The organism is Streptococcus oralis ATCC 35037 (assembly GCF_900637025.1).
GTDB classification, from domain to species: Bacteria; Bacillota; Bacilli; order Lactobacillales; family Streptococcaceae; genus Streptococcus; species Streptococcus oralis.
Window position 1 is genome coordinate 515,774 of the sequence record NZ_LR134336.1, and the last position, 12,769, is coordinate 528,542.

Sequence of the window (12,769 nt, forward strand, 5' to 3'; positions counted from 1 at the left end):
CCATTGGGTGGGTTTTTTGGTTTGTGAATATATAGCCAATATACTGTAGAAGAACCAATCTTAAGTTGCTAAAAGGTTCTATTTTTTGTACAATAATGCTATGAAAATACTGAAAAAATGGTGTTTTGGCTTCATTAGTTTGCTTCTTTTGTTTTTACTCGCTACATTCATCTTTCACCGTATCTGTTTGGAAAAGGAAGAAGCCTCACTGACACCTATTGGGCAACAAGTTCTCGTCAATGGACATCAAATAAATGTTTATGTTGAGGGGGATGGTCCTGAGACTATAGTAGTTCTCTCAGGTGCTGGTATTGCTTCTCCTATATTGGATTTTAAAGAAGTATCGGAATCCTTATCGAAACGGTATAAGGTAGTTATCGTGGAGCGGGTGGGATATGGTTATAGTGATGATAGCAATCATTCAAGAGATGTGATGGAGGTTTTGTCTGAGACTCGCCAAGCACTTTCGCAAGCAAATATCACAGGGCCGTTTATCATTCTATCTCATTCCATGGCTAGTCTAGAGAGTTTGGCTTGGCAAGAGAAGTATCCTGATGAAGTGAAAGCCTTGATTGGTCTGGATTGGGCACTGCCGTCAAGTTATGAGAATTTAAAGGATAATCAGGCCTTGCTCACTGTGGCATATTGGAGCAGTAAGATTGGGTTATTACGTTATTTCCCTGAATCCTTTTATATAAAAAATCAAACTCTGACCGAGAGTGAACGAAAACAATATAAACTTCTAGCTTATAAGCAGTTGATGTCACAAGCTATGCTTCATGAATCCCAAACGGTAAAGGAAAATGCCAAGAAAGTTCCCTCAAACATTAATCCGAAAATTCCCACCTTACTACTGGTGTCTAACGGAAAAGGCACTGGTTTTAGCCAATTTGAGTGGCAACGTTATGCAGAGAGATTTGCAAGCGACCAGTCTAATGTTCAAGTCGTCTATATGGATGCGCCACACGATCTCTATCATTATCAAAGTCATGAAATAGTTTCGCAGATTGAAGATTTTTTAAAGAGTAATTGATGGTTTAGAGATTTTTTTAATTTTAGACTGATGACTCTAATTAAATAATGAAGGATTAACAGTAGAATCGTAAATTTTTTCGGTAAAAAAATTCTTTTTCTTACCAACAAACCTGCCCTTCTGGGCAGGTTTTCTTTGTATTATAAGGAAACGATGAAACCAGAATTTTTGATTAAAACTATTATTTTAAGAGTGAAATTTCTAATTTCATAATCCATAGGCAAACGCTTGCATTCCATTTTTTATTGGACTATAATAGGTTGGTATAAAGCCTTCTGTAATAATAAAATGTAGAAGGTGTAGAAAGTAAGGATTTAGAATGTTTGTAGTCAAAAACACAATGTTGCTATTCCTTGCGATAGGGAGATAGATATGGCAATGATAGAAGTGGAACATCTTCAGAAAAATTTTGTGAAGACAGTAAAGGAACCGGGGTTAAAGGGGGCTTTGCGCTCCTTTATTTATCCTGAAAAGCAGACCTTTGAAGCGGTTAAAGATTTGACCTTTGAAGTTCCAAAAGGCCAAATTTTAGGCTTTATCGGAGCAAATGGTGCTGGGAAGTCGACAACCATCAAAATGCTGACAGGAATTTTGAAACCGACATCTGGTTTTTGTCGGATTAATGGCAAGATTCCGCAGGACAATCGTCAAGATTATGTCAAGGATATTGGAGTTGTTTTTGGACAACGCACCCAGCTATGGTGGGATTTGGCTCTGCAAGAGACTTACACGGTCTTGAAAGAGATTTACGATGTGCCAGACTCGCTCTTTCATAAACGCATGGATTTTTTAAATGAAGTCTTGGATTTGAAGGACTTTATCAAGGACCCCGTGCGGACTCTTTCACTAGGTCAACGGATGCGGGCGGATATTGCGGCTTCCTTGCTTCACAATCCTAAAGTTCTCTTTTTAGATGAGCCGACCATTGGTTTGGACGTTTCGGTCAAGGATAACATTCGTCGGGCCATTACTCAGATCAATCAAGAGGAAGCAACAACCATTCTCTTGACCACTCATGACCTGAGCGACATTGAGCAGCTTTGTGATCGAATTTTTATGATTGATAAGGGGCAAGAGATTTTTGATGGAACGGTTAGCCAGCTCAAGGAGACCTTTGGCAAGATGAAGACTCTTTCCTTTGAGCTGACGCCAGGTCAAAGTCATCTCGTCTCTCATTATGAAGGCTTGCCTGATATGACCATTGATAGACAAGGAAACAGTCTCAATATTGAATTCGATAGTTCCCGCTACCAGTCGGCTGAGATTATCAAGCAAACCCTGTCTGATTTTGAAATTCGCGATTTGAAGATGCTGGATACGGATATTGAGGATATTATCCGTCGCTTCTATCGAAAGGAGCTCTAAGATGGTCAAATTGTGGAGACGTTATAAACCCTTTATCAATGCAGGTGTTCAGGAGTTGATCACCTATCGAGTCAACTTTATTCTCTATCGGATTGGCGATGTCATGGGGGCTTTTGTCGCTTTTTATCTCTGGAAGGCTGTCTTTGATTCTTCGCAAGAGTCTTTGATTCAGGGTTTTAGTATGGCAGATATCACCCTCTACATCATTATGAGTTTTGTGACTAATCTTTTGACCAGGTCAGATAGCTCCTTTATGATTGGTGATGAGGTCAAGGACGGATCCATTATCATGCGCTTGCTGCGACCAGTGCATTTTGCGGCTTCTTACCTCTTTACGGAGCTTGGGTCCAAGTGGTTGATTTTTATCTCTGTTGGCCTGCCATTTTTAAGTGTCATTGTGTTGATGAAAATCTTATCTGGGCAAGGTATTGTAGAAGTGTTGGGATTAACTATCCTTTATCTCTTTAGCTTGATGCTGGCCTACCTGATTAACTTTTTCTTTAATATCTGCTTTGGGTTTTCAGCCTTTGTGTTTAAAAATCTTTGGGGTTCCAATCTACTCAAGACTTCCATAGTGGCCTTTATGTCTGGAAGTCTGATTCCCTTGGCTTTCTTTCCAAAGCTTGTTTCAGATATTCTCTCCTTCTTGCCTTTCTCATCCTTGATCTACACTCCGGTCATGATCATTGTTGGGAAATACGATGCTAGTCAGATTCTTCAGGCCATCTTGCTACAGTTTTTCTGGCTCTTAGTGATGGTGGGCTTGTCTCAGTTGATTTGGAAACGAGTCCAGTCATTTATCACTATTCAAGGAGGTTAGTATGAAAAAATATCAACGCATGCATCTGATTTTTATCAGACAATACATCAAGCAAATCATGGAGTACAAGGTTGATTTTGTGGTTGGTGTCCTTGGAGTTTTTCTGACTCAAGGCCTGAACCTCTTGTTTCTCAATGTCATCTTTCAACACATTCCATCCTTAGAAGGCTGGACCTTCCAAGAGATTGCCTTTATCTATGGATTTTCCTTAATTCCCAAGGGACTGGACCATCTCTTTTTTGATAATCTTTGGGCACTGGGACAACGCTTAGTCCGAAAGGGAGAGTTTGACAAGTATCTAACTCGTCCTATCAATCCTCTTTTTCACATTCTGGTTGAGACCTTTCAGATTGATGCCTTGGGTGAACTATTGGTCGGTGGCATTTTACTAGGGACAACAGTATCAAGTATTGCTTGGACTCTTCCCAAATTCTTGCTTTTCCTAGTCTGCATTCCTTTTGCGACCTTGATTTATACTTCCTTGAAAATCGCGACTGCCAGTATCGCCTTTTGGACCAAGCAGTCAGGCGCCATGATTTACATTTTCTATATGTTTAATGATTTTGCCAAGTATCCGATTTCTATTTACAATTCGCTTCTTCGTTGGTTGATTAGCTTTATCGTGCCTTTCGCCTTTACGGCCTACTATCCTGCCAGCTATTTCTTGCAGGACAAAGACGGGCTCTTTAACATCGGTGGTTTGATGTTGATTTCCCTTGTCTTCTTTGTCATTTCTTTGAAACTATGGGACAAGGGCTTAGATGCCTACGAAAGTGCGGGTTCTTAAGAGATAAAATAGAATGAGAGTTAAAAATTAAATATGTTACAAACAACCGTTGAAAATTATTGCGGTTGTTTTTGCATGTTTATTAAGGCACGAATTCTATCCATACCCCTTTTTGCGATTTTGGTAGTTATTCCAGTTAATTGCTACTATTTTTGATGGTGTGAATGTGCTGATAATGTATCCCAGTTAACTACGAAAGTTTTGGGTTTATATTTTTTAATGTACATTAAAAAAAAAATTAATGCGTGTTAATTTTTCTTGACTTAAAATTTTTTAATTGATATACTATTTTTCAGAGAGCTAACAATTATATATAAATGTACTACTCTATCCCACTAGATAATACGTCATAAAACTTTTTATAACAAAGGCTAGCAAGGTTAAAGTTTTCTATCTATTGGGTTTAAAATAAAAAATGAAGGAATTATAATGAAAAAAAGTACGGTATTGTCATTAACTACTGCTGCAGTTATTTTAGCAGCATATGCCCCCAATGAGGTAATTTTAGCAGATGCACCTAGTTCTGAAGATGCTTTAAGAATTTCTGATAAAGAAAAAGTAGTAGCAGATGCACCTAGTTCTGAAGATGCTTTAAAAATTTCTGGTAAAGAAAAAGTAGTAGCAGATAAAGAAACAGAAAAAAATGAACAATCTGAAGAACTTCATAATGTTATAGAAACTTCAAAGGATACTGAGGAGAAGAAGACAACAGTTATTGAGGAAAAAGAAGTTGTTAGTAGAAAGCCTAAGATAGACAAAAAAACTAGTAACGAAGGAGCAAGTATCAAAGAAGACTCCAATCAATCCAAAGGAGATGATGCGAACTCATTTGTAAATAAAGATACAGAAAATCCTAAAAAAGAAGATAAACTTGTCTATATTGCTGAATTTAAAGATAAAGAATCTGGAGAAAAAGTAATTAAGGAACTATCCAATCTGAAGGATACAAAAGTTTTGTATACCTATAATACGATTTTTAATGGCGCTGCCATTGAAACAACTCCAGATAATTTGGACAAAATTAAACAAATAGAAGGTGTTTCGTCGGTTGAACGATCACAAAAAGTCCAACCAATGATGAATCATGCCAGAAAGGAAATTGGAGTTGAGGAAGCTATTGATTACCTAAAGTCTATTAATGCTCCATTTGGGAAAAATTTTGATGGTAGAGGTATGGTCATTTCAAATATCGATACTGGAACAGATTATAGGCATAAGGCTATGAGGATCGATGATGATGCCAAAGACTCAATGAAATTTAAAAAAGAAGACTTAAAAGGTACTGATAAAAATTATTGGTTGAGTGATAAAATCCCTCATGCGTTCAATTATTATAATGGTGGTAAAATCACTGTAGAAAAATATGATGATGGAAGGGATTATTTTGACCCACATGGGATGCACATTGCAGGGATTCTTGCTGGAAATGATACTGAAAAAGACATCAAGAACTTCAATGGCATAGATGGAATTGCGCCTAATGCACAAATTTTCTCTTATAAAATGTACTCTGACGCAGGATCTGGGTTTGCGGGTGATGAAACAATGTTTCATGCTATTGAGGATTCGATCAAACACAATGTTGATGTTGTTTCGGTATCATCTGGCTTTACGGGAACAGGTCTTGTAGGCGAGAAATATTGGGAGGCTATTAGAGCATTAAGAAAAGCTGGAATCCCAATGGTTGTTGCTACAGGTAACTTTGCGACTTCTGCTTCAAGTTCTTCTTGGGATTTAGTAGCAAATAATAATCTGAAAATGACAGATACTGGAAATGTAACACGAACTGCCGCACATGAAGATGCGATAGCGGTCGCTTCTGCTAAAAATCAAACCATTGAGTTTGATAAAGTTAACATAGGTGGACAAAGTTTTAAATACAGAAATATAGGTGCTTTTTTCGATAAAAATAAAATCCTAACAAATGAGGATGGCTCAAAAACTCCAAATAAATTAAAATTTGTATATATAGGCAAAGGTCAAGACCAAGATTTGATAGGCTTGGATCTTAAGGGCAAAATTGCAGTAATGGATAGAATTTATACCAAGGATTTAAAAGATGCTTTTAAAAGAGCTACGGATAAAGGCGCACGTGCCATTATGGTTGTAAATACTGTAAATTACTACAATAGAGATAATTGGACAGAGCTTCCAGCTATGGGATATGAAGCGGATGAAGGGACTAAAAGTCAAGTATTTTCAATTTCAGGAGATGATGGTGTAAAATTATGGAACATGATTAACCCTGATAAAAAAACTGAAGTCAAAAGAAATAATAAGGAAGATTTTAAAAATAACTTAGAACAATACTATCCAATTGATATGGAAAGCTATAATTCTAATAAACCAAATGTAGGTGATGAAAAAGAAATTGACTTTAATTTTGCAGCTGACACAGACAAAGAACTTTATAAAGAAGATATTATAGTTCCAGCAGGGTCTACATCTTGGGGGCCAAGAACAGACTTGCTTTTAAAACCGGATGTTTCAGCACCTGGTAAAAATATTAAATCCACTCTAAATGTTATTAATGGTAAATCCACTTATGGTTATATGTCAGGAACTAGCATGGCAACTCCAATCGTAGCAGCTTCTACTGTTTTGATTCGACCAAAATTAAAGGAATTGCTTGAAAGACCTGTCCTGAAAAATCTTAAGGGAGATGACAAAATAGACCTTACAAGTCTTACAAAAATAGCCCTACAAAATACTGCAAGACCTATGATGGATGCAACCTCTTGGAAAGAAAAGAGTCAATACTTTGCATCACCTAGACAGCAGGGAGCGGGGCTAATTAATGTTGCCAATGCTTTGAGAAATGAAGTTGTAGCGACTTTCAAAAATACAGATTCTAAAGGTTTGGTAAATTCATATGGTTCCATTTCTCTTAAAGAAATAAAAGGTGATAAAAAATACTTTACAATCAAGCTTCACAATACCTCAAATAGACCTTTAACCTTTAAAGTTTCTGCATCAACTGTAACTACAGATGCTCTAACTGATAGGCTAAAACTCGATGAAACATATAAAGATGAAAAATCTCCGGACGGGAAGCAAATTGTTCCAGAAATTCACCCAGAAAAAGTCAAAGGAGCAAATATCACATTTGAGCATGACACTTTCACTATAGGTCCAAATTCCAGCTTTGATTTAAATGCGGTTATAAATGTTGGAGAGGCTAAAAACAAAAATAAATTTGTAGAATCATTTATTCATTTTGAGTCAGTGGAAGAAATGGAAGCTCTAAACTCCAACGGGAAGAAAACAAATTTCCAACCATCTCTATCGATGCCTCTAATGGGATTTGCTGGGAATTGGAACCACGAACCAATCCTTGATAAATGGGCCTGGGAAGAAGGGTCAAAATCAAAAGCGATGGAAGGTTATGATGATGATGGCAAACCAAAAATTCCAGGTACCTTAAATAAGGGGATCGGTGGAGAACATGGTATAGATAAATTTAATCCAGCAGGAGTTATCCAAAATAGAAAAGATAAAAATACAACATCCCTAGATCAAAATCCAGAACTATTTGCTTTCAATAACGAAGGAATCAACGCACCCTCATCAAGTGGTTCTAATATTGCTAAAATTTATCCTTTAGATTCAAATGGAAATCCTCAAGATGCTCAACTTGAGAGAGGATTAACGCCTTCTCCACTTGTATTAAGAAGTGCAGAAGAAGGAGTGATTTCAATAGTAAATACAAATAAAGAAGGAGAAAATCAAAGAGACTTAAAAGTCATTTCGAGAGAACACTTTATTAAAGGAATTTTAAACTCTAAAAGAAATGATGCAAAGGGCATTAAATCTTCTAAGCTAAAAGTTTGGGGTGATTTGAAATGGGATGGACTCATTTATAACCCTAGAGGTAGAGAAGAAAATGCCCCAGAAAGTAATGACAAAAAAGATCCTGCTACTAAGATACGAGGACAATTTGAACCGATTGCGGAAGGCCAATATTTCTATAAATTTAAATATAGATTAACCAAGGATTACCCATGGCAGGTTTCCTATATTCCTGTAAAAATTGATAACACCCCTCCAAAGATTGTTTCAATTGATTTTTCAAACCCTGAAAAAATTAAGTTGATTACAAAGGATACTTATCACAAGGTCAAAGAGCAATACAAGAATGAAACGCTATTTGCGAGAGATCAAAAAGAACATCCTGAAAAATTTGACGAGATTGCCAACGAAGTTTGGTATGCTGGGGCCGCTCTTGTTAATGAAGATGGAGAGGTTGAGAAAAATCTTGAAGTAACTTATGCAGGTGAGGGTCAAGGAAGGAATAGGAAACTTGACAAAGACGGAAATACCATTTATGAAATTAAAGGTGCAGGAGATTTAAGGGGCAAAATCATTGAAGTGATTGCATTAGACGGTTCTAGCAATTTCACAAAGATTCATAGAATTAAATTTGCTGATCATGCTGATAAAAATGGGATGATTTCCTATTATCTAGTAGATCCTGATCAAGATTCATCTAAATACCAAAAGCTTGGCGAGATTTCCGAATCTAAATTTAAAAATTTAGAAAATAGAAAAGAGGATAGTCTTAAAAAAGATACAACTGAAGTAGAACATCATCAAGAAAATGAAGAGGCTACCGAAGAAAAATCTAGCTTGACTATTCATAAAACAATTTCAACAATTAGAGACTTTGAAAGCAAAGATTTAAAGAAACTCATTAAAAAGAAATTTAGAGAAGTTGATGACTTTACAAGTGAAACTGGTAAGAGAATAGAGGAATACGATTATAAATACGATGATAAGGGAAATATCATTGCTTATGACGATGGTAGTGCCTTAGAATATGAAACTGAAAAACTTGATGAAATCAAATCAAAAATTTATGGCATTCTAAACCCATCTAAAGATGGACACTTTGAAATTCTTGGAAAGATCAGTAATGTTTCTAAAAATGCCAAGGTATATTATGGCAATAATTATAAATCGATAGAAATCAAAACGACCAAGTATGATTCACATTCAAAAACGATGACATTTGATTTATACGCTAATATTAATGATATTGTGGATGGATTAGCTTTTGCAGGAGATATGAGATTCTTTGTGAAAGATGATGATCAGATAAAAGCTGAAACTAAAATTAGAATGCCTGAAAAAAATAAGGAAACTAAAGCAGAATATCCGTATGCATCAAGTTATGGGAATGTAATAGAATTAGGAGAAGGAGATCTTTCAAAAAACAAACCAAACAATTTAACTGAAATGGAATCTGGTAAAATCTATGCTGATTCAGAAAAACAACAATATCTGTTAAAGGATAACATCATTCTGAGAAAAGGCTATGTACTAAAAGTGACTACCTATAATCCTGGAAAAACGGATATGTTAGAAGGGAATGGAGTCTATAACAAGGAAGATATAGCAAAAATCCAAAAGGCCAATCCTAATCTAAGAGTTTTATCAGAAACAACAATTTATGCTGATAGTAGAAATGTTGAAGATGGAAGAAGTACTCAATCAGTATTAATGTCGGCTTTGGACGGCTTTAACATTGTAAGGTATCAAGTGTTTACATTTAAAATGAATGATAAAGGGGAAGCAATCGATAAAGATGGCAATCTTGTAACAGATCCTTCTAAACTGGTATTATTTGGTAAGGATGGTAAAGAGTACACTGGAGAGGATAAGTCCAATGTAGAAGCTATAAAAGAAGATGGCTCTACGTTATTTATTGATGCAAAACCAGTAAATCTTTCAATGGACAAGAACTACTTTAATCCATCTAAATCTAATAAAATTTATGTACGAAATCCAGAATTTTATTTAAGAGGTAAGATTTCTGATAAGGGTGGTTTTAACTGGGAGTTGAGAGTTAATGAATCAGTTGTAGATAATTATTTAATCTACGGAGATTTACACATTGATAACACTAGAGATTTTAACATTAAGCTTAATGTTAAAGACGGTGACATCATGGACTGGGGAATGAAAGACTATAAAGCAAACGGATTTCCAGATAAGGTAACAGATATGGATGGAAATGTTTATCTTCAAACTGGCTATAGCGATTTGAATGCGAAAGCGGTTGGAGTACACTATCAATTTTTATATGATAATGTAAAACCAGAAGTAAACATTGATCCTAAGGGAAATACTAGTATCGAATATGCTAACGGAAAATCTGTAGTCTTTAACATCAATGATAAAAGAAATAATGGATTCGATGGTGAGATTCAAGAACAACATATTTATGTAAATGGAAAAGAATATAAATCATTTGATGATATTAAACAACTAACAGATAAGACACTAAACATTAAGATTGTTGTAAAAGATTTTGCAAGAAATACAACCGTAAAAGAATTCATTTTAAATAAAGACACGGGAGAGGTAAGTGAATTAAAACCTCATAGGGTAACTGTGACCATTCAAAATGGAAAAGAAATGAGTTCAACGATAGTGTCGGAAGAAGATTTTATGTTACCTGTCTATAAGGGTGAATTAGAAAAAGGATACCAATTTGATGGTTGGGAAATTTCTGGTTTCGAAGGGAAAAAAGACGCCGGCTATGTTCTTAATCTATCAAAAGATACCTTTATAAAACCTGTATTCAAGAAAATAGAGGAGAAAAAGGAGGAGGAAAATAAACCTACTTTTGATGTATCCAAAAAGAAAGAAAAAACACAATCTGATTCAACTAATGATGTCAACAGCATTGTTTCTGATGAAAATGATAAAAACTTTGAAATTGACAAGAACGTTTATCTAAATGAACAAGGAAACGTAACTAATAAAAATACCAACATCAATAGTAAATCAACTATTAACAATCCTAATGAGTTGCCAAAAACCGGAACAGCAAGCGGAGCCCAGACACTATTAGCTGCCGGAATCATGTTTATAGTAGGAGCTTTTCTTGGAATGAAGAGAAAAAATAAAGATTAAGACAAAAGCTATAGAAAAAATGGTTTATGTACTGAGATTAGATAGTGAGGTGATGACATAGTTTTGTGAAAGTATTGATTTATAAATATATTATTTAGATTTCTATGAAAATGGGAGATTTAAAAGAGATATATGTAAAAGCCTTGTCTCAGGACAGGCTTTTTCTAATGGAGATGGGTTCTGTTTAACGTCTGTGTCTCCTGCTTATAAATAAAAACTAAAATTTATATTTTTGTGGTATAATATATATTAACAAGTACTTGTTTTCGTTCCGTTTTAGAGGACTATAGGCTGTTAATCATTTTAGAATTTTTTGCATAGATTTTCTAAAAATTATAAAAATCCATGGATAATAACGGATGAAGTCTCGTAAGCTTGGCTGAATAGAAATCAAAAAGGAGAAAATTATGAATAAGAAAGAATGGGTAAAACAATTTGAGGAGGTCAATGGCCGCAAGCCGACTGCATCAGAATTAGCAGAGGCGCAGTCAACTAAAAAGTTTGCGAGAGGAACTAGAAACATTAAAATCTATATTGGGTTAGTCCTCGGTATTTTGGTTGCTATAATCCTAGTAAGTGTTTTCTCGCATTCTTTGATTGGAAAGAAAGAGTCAAATCAAGCATCGTCTGCTGTTTCAACTACAGAGTCAACAAGTCAATCGTCTACAAGCCAAGGAAAAACAGATGAGGCTGATAAGGATAAACAAGAGGAAATTCAGAAACTCAAGGATCAACTGACTGCTTTAGATACCAAAATTACTGAAGCAGAAGCACTTGTTAGCAAGTTAAAGAAAGAAACTACCGTTCCAAAACTAGATATTGAAGCAATCAAGAACAATGATTTGTCTAGTTTAGAAGGCACTTGGCGTAGTCAATCTGGTAATGAATACATTATTAAGAATTCTGGAGAAGTAGATGCGACTTGGTTTACAAATGATCAAAAGTACGAATCTGTAGTTGGATTAAAGGTATCAAAAGGTCAAGATAGTCGTAACCCTGAGACAGCTTCTATCAGCGCGTGGGTAAAAGATTCTGTTGCTGGAGGATTTGTAGTAGTTGCTGTTCCAAGTGGAGTTGTTATGCAACCTGCTGATGATGGAAAGATTACGGATAAAAGCAATCATGCTGAAGAAAGACTACTTTCGGGCCAAGATTATGGATCGATGTTAATGAAACCAGAAGATGTTTACTATCGTGTGAAACCAGATACCAGTAAACTTGAGGAAGCAGAAAAGAACTTAGCTCAACTGCAAGCTGATCGTGAAGCAATCAAATCTTCTCTAGAATCTAAGGAAAAGAAAAACTAGTTTAGAATCTAACTTTAGATTCCCTTGTACTTGGTAAAATCAAGAAGCTCAAATGAGCTTCTTTTCTTTTATCACTACTATTCAACCTCTTAGACAGAGATATTGACCAGATAGGCAAAAGGGCTTGTTCTTGAAAAATTCCTCTGCTATAATGGTTCATGTAAGTGACGTGAGGGGTCAGTATCAGACAACTCAAGTTAATAAAAAAGAAAATGGAGACATAAAAATGAAAAAATTATTGGGACTTGTATTTTTAGTAGCTGCAGCGCTGGTATTGTATTTCGGTTCTGTTGGTTGGCCAAGTTTGGATATCAACCTCTGGTCACTGATTCCAGTTGGCTTGTTCCTCTATTTTACTCTAGAAAATCTTTTGAAAAAAGACTACAAGGCTAGTCTGATGTGCTTGATTATTGCCTTTATCATTGCAAATGCTATTTTGGATCTCTTACCAATTTCAAGTGGTTTGGTGATTGGTGCCGGTGTGTTAGCTTGTGTAGGACTTGGCTATCTCTTTCCAGATAAAAAAGAAGACAAATAGA

7 protein-coding genes are annotated in these 12,769 nt (G+C 35.6%); all 7 read left to right on the top strand.

Features of this window, described 5'->3' with window-relative positions; translation table 11 throughout:
• The first annotated feature begins 100 nt into the window (after positions 1 to 100).
• The 7 genes from EL140_RS02595 to EL140_RS02625 all read left to right on the top strand — a co-directional run bounded on the left by EL140_RS02595 (position 101) and on the right by EL140_RS02625 (position 12,768).
• A complete protein-coding gene (locus EL140_RS02595; RefSeq protein WP_000698052.1) occupies positions 101 to 1,033 on the top strand; it encodes an alpha/beta hydrolase in 933 nt (310 codons plus the stop codon).
• Positions 1,034 to 1,405: 372 nt separating this feature from the next.
• On the top strand, positions 1,406 to 2,398 hold the full coding sequence (locus tag EL140_RS02600) for an ABC transporter ATP-binding protein (protein ID WP_001240821.1): 993 nt from the start codon (positions 1,406 to 1,408) through the stop codon (positions 2,396 to 2,398).
• A 1-nt stretch (position 2,399) separates the two neighbouring features.
• Entirely contained in the window at positions 2,400 to 3,218 is an 819-nt protein-coding gene (locus EL140_RS02605) for an ABC transporter permease (RefSeq protein WP_000240161.1), read from the top strand.
• Position 3,219: 1 nt separating this feature from the next.
• The gene (locus EL140_RS02610; protein WP_000760737.1) at positions 3,220 to 4,005 is read left to right on the top strand and encodes an ABC transporter permease; all 786 of its coding nucleotides are present in this window, start codon (positions 3,220 to 3,222) and stop codon (positions 4,003 to 4,005) included.
• A gap of 429 nt (positions 4,006 to 4,434) precedes the next feature.
• Positions 4,435 to 10,923, top strand: a complete 6,489-nt coding sequence (locus tag EL140_RS02615) for a S8 family peptidase (protein ID WP_000750015.1) — start codon at positions 4,435 to 4,437, stop codon at positions 10,921 to 10,923.
• A 407-nt stretch (positions 10,924 to 11,330) separates the two neighbouring features.
• Positions 11,331 to 12,230, top strand: coding sequence for a DUF6287 domain-containing protein (locus EL140_RS02620; protein WP_001034439.1), 900 nt, complete (start codon positions 11,331 to 11,333; stop codon positions 12,228 to 12,230).
• A gap of 226 nt (positions 12,231 to 12,456) precedes the next feature.
• A complete protein-coding gene (locus EL140_RS02625) occupies positions 12,457 to 12,768 on the top strand; it encodes a LiaF transmembrane domain-containing protein (RefSeq protein ID WP_000734659.1) in 312 nt (103 codons plus the stop codon).
• The last annotated feature ends 1 nt before the right edge of the window (position 12,769 follow it).